Consider the following 14,708-nt stretch of genomic DNA (forward strand, 5'->3'; position numbering starts at 1 on the left):
GCCGCCCGCCGCAGACCGGCCCCGGTGCGCCGACGGCGCCGGGTCGGGGAAGCGTCGCCGCCCAGGAGCCCTGCTGACGGAGCGTCATCCCGGGGTCGGGCGACCGCTGCCGCCCGACCCCGGTACGTCAGCCTGCTGCGGACGGTCCCGGGCCGAGGAAGCGGTCGAGGAACCGCGGTGCGAGCGCGCGGTAGTACGGCTCCAGGCCCGGTTCGAGCAGGCGCCGCAGCAGTTCGGCGAAGTCCGGCGCGCCGCCGAAGGCGCGCTCCGCGGCCAACGCGTCCGCGAGGTCGTCGTACCCGGCCAACAGCCGTTCCCGGTCGGCGGTGTAGGCGCCGAGGGTGGTCCGCACCGCCTCGTGCGGGAAGAAGCCCACCGGCTCCGATGCTCCGCCGGGCACCGGCCAGGGCCGGCTGTACCGCAGGTCCGTGTACTCGACGACGCGCCCGGTGGCCCAGTCGGCGGTCAGCGTGGCGAACGGCGGGAAGAGCAGGGCACCGCCCTCGCGCACCGCCCGGTGGGTGTGCAGCGGGAACCGCAGGGCGACCACCGGCTCCGCGCCGGCCCGGCGCCGGCGGGCCGGGAGCGGCCAACCCGGCACCGCCTCCATCGGCGCCACCGCGCGGAACACGGCCCCGGCGCGCAGCTCCGCCATGAGGCGGCCGGTCCGGGTGGCGGAGTGCTCGGCCATCGGTCCCCACTCTTCCTTCCATTCGCATGCCTTCGGTCCGCGTTCCTCCGGATCACGTGGCTTCGGATCCCTTGTCGTCGGTCCTGGCGCCTTCGGATCCCTTGTCGTCGGTCCTGGCGGGTCCGCCCGCGGGCCGCCCGCCTCTCGGGCGTCCGGGCTCACGCGTTCGGTCCGGCCGCGTCCGCCAGTCCCGTCACCAGCCAGTCGCCGGTGCAGACCGTCGTCCCCGGAGCGGCGTGCACCTCGGCCACGGTGCCGTCCGCCTCGGCACACAGGGCCAGGACCGCGCCGTCGCCGAGCCGCACCCGTCCGATCGGCTGCCCGGTGCGGTACCGGTCCCCGGGTGCGAGCAGCCAGTGCAGGAGGGTGCCGCAGTCACCGGGCAGCCGCCAGCGCATCGGCCGCTCGCGGGGCTCCTGCGGCCAGGCCGGTGCCACCCGTCGGGCCGCCCCCGCGGCGAACACCGCGGCTCCGCGCACCACCGCCAGCTCCGGATCCGGTGTGCTGACGGTCGGCAGGCCCAGTGCGCGCAGCCCGGGCGCGACCGCGGGCATCCGGGACAGGCCGCCCGCCAGCAGCACGGCGGTCACCTCGGCCGGCCCCACCCCGCAGCCGGCCAACAGGCCCTGGACGCAGGCGACGGTGTCGGCGAGCAGCGGTGCGGCCAGCGCCTCCAGCCGGGTGCGCCCGGCCGACAGCCGGACCCCGCCCGCCGGCGCGCCCGCCAGGTCGAACGACTGCTCGGCGAACGGGGTGTCGGTCAGCCGGTGCCGCAGCCCGACCGTGAGGTCCGCGAGCCGACCGCGAGTGCCGGGCCGTCCGAGCGAGGCCACGAGCTCCGGCCCGCTGCCGGCGGCCAGTTCGCGGTACAGCGCGGCGTCGAGCTCGCGGCCTCCCCCGGTGATGCCCGCCTGGCCCAGCACGGTGTGGCCGTCGCGGTCGACCCGCACCAGCGCGGTGTCGAAGGTGCCGCCGCCGAGGTCGTAGACCAGCAGCAGCGAGCCCGCGGCCGGCGGTGTTCCGCCGAGCGGACCGAGCGCCGCCGCCACCGGTTCGGCGAGCAGTTCCACGGTCTCGAAGCCGGCCCGGTGCGCCGCTTCGACCATCGCCTCCGTGCGGGCCGGGTACCGGGCCGCCTCGGCCGGGACGGTGAACAGGCCCCGGTCGACCGGGGAGCCGTGCAGTTGCTCGGCCGCCCGCTTCACGGCCGCCAGGACGGCGGCGGCGAGCTCGACGACGGGGAAGGAGCGGTCGCCGAGCCGGATCGGCCGGTCGCCGCCGAGCTCGGGCTTGAAGGCGTCCCGGAACCGCTCGGGGTGCACGTGGCGCTCGGCCCGGGCCGCGCTGCCGACCAGGAGCGTGGCGCCGTTGGCGTACACGGCCGACGGCCAGGTCCGGCCGCGGCCCGACGGTTCCTCCACACCCTGCGTCCCAGCACCGGTCACCAGGACCGCGGCCGTGGTGGTGGTGCCGAAGTCGACGGCGAGGATGGGCTCGGTCACGGGCAGGGACTCCGTTCGGCGGTTCCGGTGAGGTCGTGCAGCAGGCCGTCGTAGACGGCGAGCGCGGTCCGGCAGGCGGCCAGGTCGGCGGCGCGGTGCCAGGGGTCCAGCACGGCCGCCGACCACCGGGCGTGGCCCTCGCCGGCGAGCCGGACCAGCTCGGACGGCCCCGCGTCGGCCGCAGCACCGAGCCGGGCGGCTGCGGTGTCCCCGAACCGGCCGCACAGGCGCGCGAGTTCGGTGGTCCGGATGGCGTCGAGCTGCAACTCGCCCAGGGCCAGGGCGCGCAGTACGCCCAGCTCCCGCAGCGCGTGGTCGTGGGTCAGCCGGGTGATCCCGGCCAGCACGCGCCGGGCGGTGTCCCGCTGACGCGGGCTCAGCCGGGCGGCCGGGCCGTCCGCCAGGCCCTGCGCGCGGGTGACGGTCCGGTGGAGCTTGATCGCGTCGGCCCGGGCGGCGAAGTGGCTCTCCAGCAGCTGCCGCAGTCCGGTCAGTCCGCTGCGCTCGGCGAGTTCGCCGCGCAGCCGCTCCGCGCTCGTCCCCGGGTCCTCGCGGATGAGCCCGCAGGCCGTGACGAGCCCCCAGCCGGTGAACCGCTCCCAGAGCCCGGCTCGGACGTCGGCGGGCAGCGGCAGCCCGTTGTCGGCCGCCGCGAAGAGCTGCGCATTCTCCGCCCGGGCCGCGAGGCCGCGTTGGTCGGGGTGCGCCGCGAGCTCGGCCAGCCCGGCGTGGTCCTGCTCGGTGAACCGGGCGGCGGCCGCGGCGAGTCGACCCGCGACGGGCAGGATCTCGTAGGCCGTGCGCCGCAGTTGCGGCCACCGCATGAGCCGGGCGGCGTCCCGGGCGCCCTGGGTGAGCGGATCGTGGTCGGGCCAGTGGTGCTCGATCTTCGTCAGCGCTCCGACCACCGCGACCGGGTCCACCGGACCGCCGCTCCCGCCCTGGAGGAAGTCGGCGGCCACGGCGGCGTCGGTCGTCGAGACCGCCCGCGGGAAGACCAGCACGATCGCGTCGGCCCGCGCGGCGACGGCGGCCGTCTCGCGGGTCACCTCCGCAGCGCTGCGCCCCAGCAGGGCGAGCGTCTTCGCGGCCTGCGGGTCGCCGCCGAGCGCGTCGAGGCCGGGGGTGTCGATCAGGTCGTAGCCGCGCAGCCGCGGGTTGGGGTGGGACACGTCGAGGTGGGAGATCGCGGCGAGGTAGGCAGGGCTCTCGTGGCCGGTGCGGGTGCGGGCGGCGAGCGCCGCCAGGTCGGCGAGGTCGCGCGGCTCGGGCGCCCGGCCGTCCCGGAAGTGCACGGTGACCGCCGGGTCCGGGGCGTGGCGCAACCAGGTCACGTTGTAGGTGAGTTCGAGGATCCCGGTCGGCGCGAAGTCGCCCTCCAGCAACGCGTTGGCCAGGGTCGACTTGCCGGAGCTGACCCGGCCGACGAGGGCGACGCGCATGGTGCGCGCGAAGTCGTCGCGCAGCACCCCGACCGCGGTGCGGACTCCGGCGAGCGCCGGGTCGTGGCCGAGCTGCGCGAGGGCGGTGTCCAGGGCCCGCAGGGCCCGGGCGCGGACGGTCACTCGTCCGCCCAGCTGCCGTCGTCACCCGTCGCCGGCGGAACGGCGCCGGGCGCGGGGACCGGAACGACGGCGGGCGCGGGGACCGGAACAGCGCCGGACGCGGGGGCCGGCACGGCGCTGGGCGCGGAGGCCGGCACGACGGCGGGCGCGGGGGCCGGCGAGACGGCGGGAGCGGGGGCCGGCACGACGGCGGGCGCGGGGGCCGGCGAGACGGCGGGAGCGGGGACCGGCGAGACGGCGGGAGCGCCACCGGCCGCCGCGCCCGCCGGGGGCTGCTGGGCCTGCGCCGGCCGCCCGAACCCCAGCACCTCCTTCAGCAGCGCGGCGTTCTCCGTCAGGAAGGCCTCCAGCGGGGCGCGTTGCTCGCGGTGGGCCCTGCTGTCCGCGGAGCGCCGCGCCTGCTGCGCCTGCTCCTCGTCCCGCAGCGCGCGCAGCGTGTTCTGCGCCACCTGCCGCTCGCTCTCGATCCGGCTGCGCAACTCCCCGACCGCGGCGGGCCGCAGCGCCGCGAAGCGCATCCTGAGCAGGCCGTGCAGGTGTGCCTGCTGGGCCGGGTGACTGGGCAGGAACAGCCGCAGCAGGTTGGTCCGGCGCGTCTCGGTGCGCTGGTCGCGGACCATCGTCGCCGAGCTCCGGTACCCCAGCACGCCACCCACGGCCGACCCGATCGCGCTGCCGAGCGCGGCACCCCCGACCGTGCCCAGGCCGGGCAGCAGCAGCGAGCCGAGGACGCCGCCGACGGTCCCCCCGATGCTGCTGGCGGCCGCCGTGCTGCGGGCGACCAGGATCCCGCTGTTCCTGATCGACTGCGGCACGAAGCCGGGGGCGTTCGGCAGTGCGGGCGGCGGGACGGTCGGCAGGTCCGGCGGGGCGGGCGCGGCCACCGTGATCCCGGCCTCGACGCCGAAGGCCGCCACGGCCGCGGCCGCGGCCCGGTCCGCCAGCGCGAGCGCGTCGCCGAGCAGCACCGACAGGTCGGCGGCGAGCCGCTCGGTGAGCCGGTCCGTGTCACCCGTCGTCAGCGCCTCCGGCAGGTAGACCTCCTGGAACCGGGTCCAGTTGGCCTCCAGCTTGGTGAGCACCGTCAACGCGACGGTGTCCGCCGCCTCCTGCAGCCGCTGGTTCAGCGTCGCCTCCCACTGCGCGCGGTTGGCCTGCAGGCGGTCGAGGTGGTCGCTGCGGTCCTTCGCCCGGCGGCGCAGGTCGTCCAGCACCTTCCCGGTGCGGTCCTGGGCCGCCTGTTCGGCGGCGTCGAGCGGGGCGAGCACGGCTCGGGCGAGTTCCTGCTGCGCGCCCAGCCCGTCACCGAGCAGTGCCTTGACCCGCCGTCGCCCGAGCGCGTCCCACAGGGCCGACTCGAGCGCGGCGAAGTTCCCGGCGGCCCGGGCCGCCGGGTCCCCGGTCCGCCGGTGGCGGGCCTCGGCGCGCGCGGACACGCCGACTACCGTGACCGGCCGTCCCGCGAGCGCCGCGAGCGCGGCCTCCGCCTCGCGGAGCAGCACCGCCGCCTCGGTCGTCAGGTCCAGCTTCGTCAGCACCGCCACGAGGCTGTCCTCGGTGCCGGTCAACCGCGCCGAGGACAGCGCCCGGTCGAGGAAGTCGATGTCGCTGCTGAGGATCGGCCGCTCGGTGTCGAGCACGTACAGCAGCGCGTCCGCCTTCGGCAGGAAGGCGAGGGTGGTCGCGGTGTGCTCGTCCTGGACGCCGCCGACGCCCGGGGTGTCGACGAAGACGAGGCCCGAGTCGAGCGCGGGCAGCGGGGTCTCGATCTCCAGGGCGACGACGGCGCGGGCGTTGCCCGGGTTCCCCTCCTCGGTCACGTACTCGGCGATCCGGTCCCTGGTGAGCGGGATCCGGCGTTCGGCCCCCGTCCCGCCCGGGTCCGCCAGCACGGCGGTGATCGTCTCGGTCGCACCCCAGCGGACCACGGTGACGGCGTTGGTGGCGGGCAGCGTGTCGGCGGGGAAGAGCTCGGGCTCGCGCAGCAGCGCACCGAGCAGGGTGGACTTGCCGCGCTTGAACTCGCCGCAGACCACCACGGTCAATCGGCCCTCCTCGACGCGGGTGCGGGCCGCGGCGGCGCGGTCGACCGCGGCGCGCGGCGCGTAGGCCGACGCGGCCGCGAGCGCCTCGATCCGGTCGAAGAGGTCGAGGACGGCGCGGCGCAGGTCGCCGAAGGCGCGCATGGAACCCCCAAGGTCATCTCCCCGTCCCCGTGCCGGGACGCGGGTGCGGGTGCGGTCACGGCTGGGTGGTGTCGGGTCTGGAGGCGGTCACCAGGTAGTGGCCGGAGCCGGCCCAGCTGTCGAGGAACTGGTGCAGCGGGACCCGTGCGCCCTCCCCCATCCACTGGCCCGGATCGTTCAGCACCACGACGGGCGAGCCGGGGTCGGTCCGGTCCACCCCGATCACCTGGACGGCGTGGTCGGCGGGCAGCACCGGGAGCCCCGGTATCTGCGCCAGTGGGGTGTCCGGCCCGGGCGGCCCGTCCAGCACCGTGGCCGAGACGGCGGCGATGACCCCCTTGCCCTCGGACAAGGCGTGTTCGATGTCGGCGAGTCCGGCGTTCTCGTGGGTGTGCGCGTCCAGGCCGTAGTGCTCCAGCAGCAGGCCCACGTCGGCCTGCGGCGTCCCCCCGCCGGGCAGGTACCAGTGGTGCTCCTGCGCCACCGCCGTCAGCTCCGCCTCGGTGGGGCGGCTCCCGGTCAGGTCCGCCAGCACCATGCCCTGGGCCTCGATCGCACAGGTGTCCGGCCGTTCCTGCTCGTGCCAGTGCTGCTCGCTCCAGAACGTGTCGCCCACCACGCCCCCGTCGTGCGGGTCGTACCCGAACCCGGGCACCACGGCGGGCACGACCTCGAGCGCGACGTCCAGGTCCGGGAACAGGACGGGATCGAGGCCCGACCCGGAAACGGGTTCCGGGGCGTGGGCGGGCTCCGCCGGCGAGACCCAGGGGTCCGCGGCGCCGCCGGCGTCGTGCCACGGATCCGCCCCGCCGGTGTCCGCATGCGTCCCGAAGTCGTGATCCACGTACGGGTCGTGGTCGTGCCACCCGCCGTCTGCCCCGGCCGGCCCGAAGTCCACGGACCCGGTGTCGAAGTCCCCACCGCCGCCCGAACCGTCGTCACTCATGGCCCCTCCCAGGTGTCAGCCGACGGCAGCCCGCCGCCCGTTCCGGTGACAACGACCTCTAGCCTTCCCGCGATCGCGCATTGGATGCCGACGATTCCTGCTCGCGGGCCGCTCCCCAGCGCCGCTCGGGGTCACCGCCGCGGCCGAGCGGCGCGCCAAGTGGCGAACAGGCCCACCCCCGCACCGTTGACCGCGGCGAACGCGGTGGGGCCCGCCACGGCGAACACCACCGTGGCCAGGACGATGAGCAGCAGGAGCGCCACCAGGTCCAGCAGGCGCTCCCGGGTGGGCGTCGGTTCCGGGCTCGGTACCGGTCCGGCAGCGGTGTGGGAGCCGGGGCCGGCGACGGACGGGTGCGGGCTGTTCGCATCGATTTCCATGCCCTCACTCCAGCTCTCACCCAGCTCGCCCCGCCAGCTCCCCGCACAGGCCCGGCCGCTACCGGACGGGGGCGGACGGGGGACTGTGCAGCGATGCACGACGCTGTCCGGCCCCTGCCGGGACCTGGACGGCACCACCGTACGGACCTGTCCGATGTGCGCGACTCCCCACCGGCGGACGCCCTACTGTGGTGCATCCCCGAAGGATCGTCAGGGAGCATGGGTGAAGCAACACTTGGGCGCGGGACCGGCAGAACCGGCCCCGGGATTCGACGAGGCGCTCGCCACGTTCATAGATCGGGTGGAGACCCTGCGCGGATCGGGCGGCAAGCCGTCGCTCCGACAGATCGAGGCCGCGGCTGCGGCCGGCGGCGGGGAGCGGCTGCCTGCCTCCACGATCAGCGACCTGCTCAGCGGCAGGCGCCTGCCGACCCAGGAGGTCCTGATCCGCCTGGTACAGGTCCTGCACGGCTTCGCCGACGCCCAGAAGGCGGGCCGGAGAGAGGTGATCCCCGCCGGTCGCAACGAGGACCGGGTGCAGCGGTGGAAGGACGAATGGATCAGGCTGGACCGGCTGCACGCCGCCGACCGCCGGGCGAGCCGGACGGAGTCCGCCACCGCGCCGCGCAGCAGCCGGGTTCGTCTCTCGCTGCCGCCCGGTGGCGCCGGTCTGCCGGAGCTCGACGCTGCCCGCGACGAGCTCCACGACTTCCGCAAGGAGATCACCGAGCGCCGCCGGAAGGCCAGCATCGAGCTCAGCGCGGCCTTCGAGAGGCACCTCGCCGTGGAAGCGGACATCGTGCGCCTGCGGCGGGAGAAGGCCCAGGACCTGCAGGAGAAGATCACGGCCCTGGAGGACCTCCGTGCCGAGCTGGGCCGGCGCATCACTCACTTGCGCCAGGAGCTCCAGGAGTTGCAGGAGGACCAGTTGGAGATCGCCGAGGAGGAGAACGAACTCTTCACCCGGCAGGTCGAGCTGCAGTTCGCCTGGGCCCGGTCCGAGGAACGGGACCGCCTTGCCCTGGCTGCCGCAGTGGCGAACGAACGCGTGCGCCACCGCGCCGAACTGGACCTCGTCAAGCAGCGACTCGCCGCTGCCGATGAGCTCATCACGCGCCTTCGAGCGACCGGCGCGCCGTAATCGGGCCCCGGGCCGCCCGGCAGCCGCGCCGACCGGACCGAGCGTCCGTGGGCCGCATAGGCTGAGCTGCGACGCAATCCTGTCGACGGAGGGATCCCGCCCAGTGCCCACCCCGCGCACCACCGCTCTTCCCGCCGGCCCGCCGATCACGCGGTTCGGGCTGGGCACGGCCGCCACCGGCCGGCCCGGCTACATCACGCTCGGCCGCGAGCTCGACCTGCCGGCCGAGCGCACGGTCGAGGCGATGCGCGCGCGGACGCACGCCCTGCTCGACGCGGCGTACGCGGCGGGCGTGCGGTACTTCGACGCGGCGCGCTCCTACGGCCGGGCCGAGGAGTTCGTCGGGGAGTGGCTCGCCGCCCGTCCCGAGGCCGCGGCCGAGGTCGTGGTGGGCAGCAAGTGGGGCTACACCTACACCGCCGACTGGCGCGCCTCGGGCGTTCCGGTGCACGAGGTGAAGGAGCACTCGGCGGCGGTGTTCGACCGTCAGATCAAGGAGACCAGGCAGCGGCTGGGCCGGCACCTGGACGTGTACCTGGTGCACTCGGTCACCCCCGACAGCCCCGCCCTGACCGATCCCGAGCTGCACGCCCGCCTGGCGGCACTGGCGGCGGAGGGCGTCCGGGTCGGCCTGTCGACCAGCGGACCGGCCCAGGCGGAGGCCGTCCGGGCCGCCCTCGCGGTGACGGTCGACGGCGAGCCGCTGTTCACCGCCGTCCAGGCCACCTGGAACCTGCTGGAGCGTTCCGCCGCCCCGGCCCTGGCCGCGGCGCACCGGGCCGGCTGGCTGGTGGTGGTGAAGGAGGGCATGGCCAACGGCCGCCTCGCCGACCGCAACGCCACCGGCCCCGACACCGCCGCCCTGCGCGAACTCGCCACCCGCACCGGCACCTCCTGCGACGCCCTCGCCCTGGCCGCGGCCGCCGCACAACCCTGGGCCGACCTGGTCCTCTCCGGCGCGGCCACCGAGGACCAGCTGACCTCCAACCTCACCGCCGCCGAACTCACCGTCACCCCGGATCAGTTGACCACCCTCACCACCCTCGCCCAGCCGGCCGCCCAGTACTGGAGCACCCGCAGCACCTTGCCCTGGGCCTGAACCGGCCCGACCACCCGAGGGCAGTCGGGCGGTAGTCGAGATCCAGCCCGGGTACGTCAGGCTCGGGCAGCACCTGTCCGCTTCACCGGCCCGGAGGATCGATCATGACGCCACTGCCCTCAAAGGTGGCCTGGCACGACACCGGCACACGTGTGTTCCGTTACGCAGCCCGGGACGCCGGACACTGGTGGGTCCTGCGGCTCAACGACTTTCCCGAGCGTCCGCTCCTCACCTTGTTCATCGACGCTCGAGTTGTCGGCGACTTGGACGACCCTCCCGTCGCCCGGCGGTTGCCACCCCGGACCTCGCTGCCCGCCCTCGCCGTGGCGGAACGCGCCGAGGTGCTCCGGCTCATGAACGGGATCGGTCCGTACGGGGCCGAGACCGGCAGCCCGTGCACGGGCGACTATTGCACCTGCGACATCCTCACCGACGAGTACGCCGCCCGACCCTCCACCCCGAACCAACCCTGCCCACCAGAGGAGTCCCCCTGATGCGGATCACCGGCTGGAACCACCTTGTCGACGTCCAGAGCCTCCCGTTGCGCATCCACGACTATCCGATCTGGTTGCGGGTCTGGATGCACCTCCCGCTTGTGGAGCGGTTCGCCCACCCGCACGTGGTGCGGATCAACGCCACCCTTCCGCCGGACCGCACTGTGATGGCCACGGCGTTCAGCTACGCCCCCTCCCGAGCGGGGGCGAAGAAGCGAACGCTGTACCGCAACCGCCCCATCCAGCACCCCGGGATCGACTAGCTCGGCCGGTCCGGCGCACCGGCGTCCGTCACTCCTCCCCGCCCCCCACCAGCGCCAGGCACCGCTCGCGCTGCTCCTCCAGCTCCGGCACGTCCGCGCCCGGCAGGGTCAGCGCATGGTCGAGGTCGGCCAGGGCGAGCGCCGGGTGGCCCTCGGCCAGGTAGGCGATGCCGCGGTTGAGGAGGACGTCCGGGTCGTCGCCGACGAGGTCGAGGAGGACGGTCAGGTCCGCCACCGCCGCCTGGTAGCGGTCCAGTTGGTACTGCACGACCGCCCGGTTCAGCAGCGCGGCGGGGTACTTGGGATCGCGCTGCACGGCCGCGTCGAGCGCCTCGAACGCCTCGGCGGGCCGGCCGCGCTCCAGCAGCACGGTGCCGCGCATGCAGAGCAGCCGGGGCTCCTCGGGGCGCAGTTCCAGACCGGCCGCCACGTCGGCCTCGACGGCGTCGAAGTCCTCCAGTTCGAGGAGCAGTTCGGCGCGCGCGAGGCGGGTGTCGATGTCGTCCGGCTCCATCTCCAGGACGTAGGCGTAGTCCTCCAGCGCGCCGGCGGTGTCTCCCACGCTCACCCGTGCCGTTCCGCGGTTGTAGTACAACTCCGGGAACGGTGGAGCCAGTTCGACAGCGCGGTCGTAGTCGGCGAGGGCGGCGGCGTAGTCGCCGCGGATCCGGTGGATCCGGGCCCGCTCGGAGAGGTAGTCGGTGTAGTAGGGGTCGAGGTCGACCAGTGTCGTGAAGTCGGCGAACGCCTCGTCCAGCCGGCCGGTGGCGGTCAGCAGTCGGGCCCGGTTGTAGAGCAACTGCGAGCGGTGGAGCTTCCATTCGTCGTCCGTCAGCTCGGCGTCGAGCCGGGTGATGCAGGACTCGATCAGCTCCAGGGCCTCGGTCAGCTTGCCCCGGTGCATCTGGATCAGGGCCAGCGCGTTGTCGTGGAAGACGCCGAAGCTGAGCCGGTCAGCCGGGTCGGGGAGCAGGCCGGCGATGGCGATGGCGTTGTTCTGCCAGCGCAGCGCCTGGTCGTGGTCGCGCGGCTCCAGGAAGCGGGTGTGCAGCATCGCCATCGAGTAGCTGGTCATCATGTGGATCCGGGGATCCGTGTAGCGCCGCAGCACGTCCAGGTACAGCTCCGTCGCCTGCGCGTGCCGCTTCAGCGAGATGCAGGCGGCCGCCGCCTGGTGGCTGAAGTCCCAGAAGTCGTGTTGGTCGGTGATCGGGTCCGTGACCGCGCGCCCGCGCAGGCCGAGGTCCAGCACGGAGGCGGAGAACCCGGCCTCGACGCAGTACCGCTGGGCCGCGAACAGGGCGAGCCGGCCGGCGCCGGACGGGTCACTGCCGTGCTCGCGGTGGTAGGCGAGGGCGCCGACCCTGATGCCCCAGCTCGGCGACGCCTGCTCCAACGCGTCCGCCCGCCGGTCGTGCAGGCGCGCCCGTGCCGCGGGGTCGAGGCGCTGGTAGGCGATCAGCTCCGCGGCGTCCACGCCGGTACCGTCACCGGCCACGTACGCCTCGGCCAACTCGGCATCGCCGCGCTCCACTTCGTGCTCGCTGCCGGCTGCCGACAGTGGGCCCGCCAGGTCGACCCGGTCGGCGCAGCGGGCCAGGACCTGCTCCAGCTCGTCCGGCAGCGGGCCCGCGGCTGCGCAGACCGTCACCTGCAGGTGCTTCGGATCGGCCCGGCGGACCAGCAGGGCGATGAGCTCCTGGGTGGTCGGCTCCGCCTGGTCCACCTCGTCGAAGACCAGGTAGGGCGGCAGCCCGCCGCCGGACCGCACCCGGCGGGCGTAGCCGATCAGGAAGGAGACGACGCCCTGGCTCATGCAGCGGATCATCGCGGCGCCGAAGAACCGGGTGCGTTCCTCGAAGTCCGTCTCGCTCAGCAGGGTCTGCGGCGCGGCGCCGATCAGCTCCGCCAACTCCGGCATCCCGTAGAGCAGTTCCACCCGGTGGTGCTCCACCAGCTCGGGCCACCGGCGGACCGCCTCGGGCAGCACGGCGCGCAGCACGGTGTCCACGCCGGTGTACGGTCCGCGCAGCCGCCGGTGGCAGCGGGCCACCACCGCGCGGTCGGCCCCGGCCTCGGTGGCCAGCCGGAGCCGGGCTGCCGGGCTCGCGCCCACGATCCTGCGATGACCGGCCATGTCAGTTCACCCTTCGATCGGCGAGTTCGAGGACGGGGCCGCCGCCGGGGCCGCCGCGCGGGCGGCACGGCGCTTGCGCCGGGCCAGCACGATCAGCGCCACGGTCTGGGCCACGTTCATGGAGAGCGACAGCAGCGAGTCCCAGAAGTGGGCGTCGAACCGGCCCGCCCCCAGCGAGTGGGCGGCGAGGCTGAAGTACCGGACGGTGACCGGGATGCTCACGTTCACCGTGATCCCGGCCAGCACGCAGAAGCCGAGCACGATGAACGGCCCGTAGAAGGCGCCGACCCGCCGGTCCTGCTCGGTCCACCGGCTCAGGTCGGCCTGGCGCTCCGGGCGGCGCAGCAGGCGCCAGATCCGGTTCCACAGCACCGCCTTGCTCGCGTCGTGCAGGTCGTAGCACTTCAGCGCGGTGGCGAAGACGTAGTAGAGGTCGGTGCGCAGGTAGAGCTGGAACTGCCAGATGATCCGCATCAGCACGGTGAAACCCAGGGCCAGGCAGACCCGGCTGCTCAGCGGGAGGCTGCCGTCGGCCTGCCGGTTCGCCGCGGCGACCATCACCAGGATCCCCAGCACCACGCCGTCGAGCAGCACGCCGGACAGGAAGGCCAGGTACCGTCGGCGGCGCGGCACGCTCATCAGACCGTTGATCTGCGTCTCGGCCACGATGTAGGTGAGCCGGTTGCTCAGGCGCAGCTTGGTGGGCAGGCCCAGTCGCCGACCGGCCAGCAGGTGGAAGCCCTCGTGCGCCAGCAGCAGCGGGACCTGGCCGAAGGTGATCACCACCTGGACCACCAGCAGCGACCGGGTGAAGAAGATCTGCGACGCGGCCGGCCGCACCTCGGGGTGCCGGACCAGGGTCACCACCCAGCCGGCCAGCACGACGACGTAGCAGAGCCAGGCGAACGGCGAGAAGGCCGCCCGGCCCAGCCGTTGGAAGCGGAGCCGTACGGCGGGCCCGGTCGGCGCCGCGTCCTCGCGGACGAAGCCCAACTCGTGGAGCGTGGCGACGAAGTCGTCGATGTCGACCGGTTCGCTGAACGTCTCCTCGTACCAGGCGGCGGCCTCCTCGGGAGGCGTCCCGGCGGAGAGGCGCTTGAGCAACTCGGCTCCGTCCGAGGGGAAGACGGCGTAGGCGCCGGTCTCCAGCCGGCCGACCACCACGTCGTCGCCTTCGGGGACATAACTCAACTCGTGCACCGCAAGTGGGCCCTGGCTCACGTCACTCCCCTGTGTGATGGACACCCGGGCGCCCCGGGGAACCGGGGCGCCCGGGCCGGATCGCCGCGCTACCGTCAGGCGGAGCGGTAGTACGGGGTGTCGCAGGGGGCCGAGGTCAAACGCACGTCCCCGGTGCGGCGGACGGTGATCTTCTTGGTGGCCTTCTTCATGGTGGCAGTCGACTTCACAGGAACCTCCAGGGTCCGACGGCAGCCCGACCAGCGGCCGGGCGGTACTCAGAGTCATGTGGTGAGTACGCCATGTCAATGCTTCTGGCATGAGCCGATCTGGATGCAGAAGATCGATTCTTAGGATTCCATTCATCTGAGCTGCAGGTTCTGTCTTCCCGGCGGTCGCAAAAAATCACCGGTCCGCACCGACCGAAGGACGCTGCAGCCCTCCGCGATGCTCGACAACTCCCCTGCACCATAAGCCTGTTCAGGTACCAGCAATCACCGGCCCACCCCCGCCGCCCGGCCGCCCGCAGCGATCGGTCCGCGTCCCGCAGCTCTTCTGCGGAACGCGGACCGGTGCCGCGCGTGGATCGGGCCGGGCGGGCGTCGGGTCAGCCCCAGAACGCGTCGACCGCCGCCATGTCCTCGACGCACTCGTCGAGGTCGGTGATCTTCTCGCCGACGACGCGGAAGACGATGCCGCCCGTCATGTCGATCGTCTTGCCGCCCCGCTCGGCGGTGAACCGGTGGACCGACATCACGTGCCCCCGGCCGTCGACGAACAGGTGCTTCATCTCGACCCGGAACGAACCGGCCGTCTCCGACGCCAGCCGGCCGTAGTAGCCGAGAACGGCGTCCACGCCCTTGAAGTCACCGGACATCGTGCTGCTGCCCGGGACGTGCTGGGTGCAGTCCGCGGTCATCATCCCTCTCAGGGTGTCCATGTCGCCCCGCGAGAATGCCTCGTACCCCTTGCGGATCAGCGCGGCGTGTGGGTGTTCAGCCATGGCTCTTCGCCACCTTCCAGGACAACAGCGAATATGGCTGGTCCTTTCAGCCTTTCACCGGGCGGCCGGACCGGCGACCCGGGTGCCCGCCGCCCGAACAAGGCCCGGCACACCCCGCCACA

13 protein-coding genes are annotated in these 14,708 nt (G+C 74.1%); 4 read left to right on the forward strand and 9 right to left on the reverse strand.

Features of this window, described 5'->3' with window-relative positions:
* Nucleotides 1–127 precede the first annotated feature (127 nt).
* The 6 genes from ACFW1A_RS01240 to ACFW1A_RS01265 form a co-directional block, all read right to left on the reverse strand.
* On the reverse strand, nt 128–691 hold the full coding sequence (locus tag ACFW1A_RS01240) for a hypothetical protein (protein WP_380402013.1): 564 nt from the start codon (nt 689–691) through the stop codon (nt 128–130).
* A gap of 158 nt (nt 692–849) precedes the next feature.
* On the reverse strand, nt 850–2,193 hold the full coding sequence (locus ACFW1A_RS01245) for an Hsp70 family protein (RefSeq protein WP_380402016.1): 1,344 nt from the start codon (nt 2,191–2,193) through the stop codon (nt 850–852).
* Entirely contained in the window at nt 2,190–3,758 is a 1,569-nt protein-coding gene (locus ACFW1A_RS01250; RefSeq protein ID WP_380402018.1) for a dynamin family protein, read from the reverse strand. Before ACFW1A_RS01250 ends, ACFW1A_RS01245 begins: the two co-directional genes overlap by 4 nt.
* A complete protein-coding gene (locus ACFW1A_RS01255; RefSeq protein ID WP_380402021.1) occupies nt 3,755–5,944 on the reverse strand; it encodes a dynamin family protein in 2,190 nt (729 codons plus the stop codon). Before ACFW1A_RS01255 ends, ACFW1A_RS01250 begins: the two co-directional genes overlap by 4 nt.
* A 55-nt stretch (nt 5,945–5,999) precedes the next feature.
* The gene (locus ACFW1A_RS01260) at nt 6,000–6,890 is read right to left on the reverse strand and encodes a hypothetical protein (RefSeq protein WP_380402023.1); all 891 of its coding nucleotides are present in this window, start codon (nt 6,888–6,890) and stop codon (nt 6,000–6,002) included.
* A gap of 131 nt (nt 6,891–7,021) precedes the next feature.
* Nucleotides 7,022–7,270 carry a hypothetical protein gene (locus ACFW1A_RS01265; protein WP_380402026.1) on the reverse strand — a complete coding sequence of 83 codons (249 nt, stop codon included), beginning with the start codon at nt 7,268–7,270 and terminating at the stop codon, nt 7,022–7,024.
* A 301-nt stretch (nt 7,271–7,571) separates the two neighbouring features.
* On the opposite strand from ACFW1A_RS01265, the gene ACFW1A_RS01270 reads away from it, so the two are divergent.
* The 4 genes from ACFW1A_RS01270 to ACFW1A_RS01285 all read left to right on the forward strand — a co-directional run bounded on the left by ACFW1A_RS01270 (nt 7,572) and on the right by ACFW1A_RS01285 (nt 10,267).
* Nucleotides 7,572–8,411 (forward strand): helix-turn-helix domain-containing protein, encoded by an 840-nt coding sequence (locus ACFW1A_RS01270; RefSeq protein ID WP_380402029.1) that lies wholly within the window; start codon nt 7,572–7,574, stop codon nt 8,409–8,411.
* A gap of 103 nt (nt 8,412–8,514) precedes the next feature.
* A complete protein-coding gene (locus ACFW1A_RS01275; protein WP_380402032.1) occupies nt 8,515–9,510 on the forward strand; it encodes an aldo/keto reductase in 996 nt (331 codons plus the stop codon).
* Nucleotides 9,511–9,614: 104 nt separating this feature from the next.
* Nucleotides 9,615–10,004 carry a hypothetical protein gene (locus ACFW1A_RS01280; protein ID WP_380402035.1) on the forward strand — a complete coding sequence of 130 codons (390 nt, stop codon included), beginning with the start codon at nt 9,615–9,617 and terminating at the stop codon, nt 10,002–10,004.
* Nucleotides 10,004–10,267: a hypothetical protein gene (locus tag ACFW1A_RS01285; RefSeq protein WP_380402038.1), complete on the forward strand. Its 264-nt coding sequence runs from the start codon at nt 10,004–10,006 to the stop codon at nt 10,265–10,267. Before ACFW1A_RS01280 ends, ACFW1A_RS01285 begins: the two co-directional genes overlap by 1 nt.
* A 28-nt stretch (nt 10,268–10,295) precedes the next feature.
* On the opposite strand, the gene ACFW1A_RS01290 is transcribed toward ACFW1A_RS01285, so the two are convergent.
* The 3 genes from ACFW1A_RS01290 to ACFW1A_RS01300 form a co-directional block, all read right to left on the reverse strand.
* Nucleotides 10,296–12,404, reverse strand: a complete 2,109-nt coding sequence (locus tag ACFW1A_RS01290; protein WP_380402040.1) for a tetratricopeptide repeat protein — start codon at nt 12,402–12,404, stop codon at nt 10,296–10,298.
* Nucleotides 12,405–12,410: 6 nt separating this feature from the next.
* On the reverse strand, nt 12,411–13,625 hold the full coding sequence (locus ACFW1A_RS01295) for a hypothetical protein (protein WP_380402043.1): 1,215 nt from the start codon (nt 13,623–13,625) through the stop codon (nt 12,411–12,413).
* 565 nt (nt 13,626–14,190) lie between these two features.
* Nucleotides 14,191–14,586 (reverse strand): nuclear transport factor 2 family protein, encoded by a 396-nt coding sequence (locus tag ACFW1A_RS01300; RefSeq protein ID WP_380402046.1) that lies wholly within the window; start codon nt 14,584–14,586, stop codon nt 14,191–14,193.
* Between the last annotated feature and the right edge of the window lie 122 nt (nt 14,587–14,708).

This window comes from Kitasatospora sp. NPDC058965 (genome assembly GCF_042741245.1).
Classification (GTDB): domain Bacteria; phylum Actinomycetota; class Actinomycetes; order Streptomycetales; family Streptomycetaceae; genus Kitasatospora.

Bases quoted from the DNA above. Each gene is read 5' to 3' on its own strand.
- ACFW1A_RS01300 (WP_380402046.1), bottom strand. From the start codon at position 14,586: ATGGCTGAACACCCACACGCCGCGCTGATCCGCAAGGGGTACGAGGCA.
- ACFW1A_RS01260 (WP_380402023.1), bottom strand. From the start codon at position 6,890: ATGAGTGACGACGGTTCGGGCGGCGGTGGGGACTTCGACACCGGGTCC.
- ACFW1A_RS01290 (WP_380402040.1), bottom strand. From the start codon at position 12,404: ATGGCCGGTCATCGCAGGATCGTGGGCGCGAGCCCGGCAGCCCGGCTC.
- ACFW1A_RS01280 (WP_380402035.1), top strand. From the start codon at position 9,615: ATGACGCCACTGCCCTCAAAGGTGGCCTGGCACGACACCGGCACACGT.
- ACFW1A_RS01265 (WP_380402026.1), bottom strand. From the start codon at position 7,270: ATGGAAATCGATGCGAACAGCCCGCACCCGTCCGTCGCCGGCCCCGGC.
- ACFW1A_RS01285 (WP_380402038.1), top strand. From the start codon at position 10,004: ATGCGGATCACCGGCTGGAACCACCTTGTCGACGTCCAGAGCCTCCCG.
- ACFW1A_RS01255 (WP_380402021.1), bottom strand. From the start codon at position 5,944: ATGCGCGCCTTCGGCGACCTGCGCCGCGCCGTCCTCGACCTCTTCGAC.
- ACFW1A_RS01240 (WP_380402013.1), bottom strand. From the start codon at position 691: ATGGCCGAGCACTCCGCCACCCGGACCGGCCGCCTCATGGCGGAGCTG.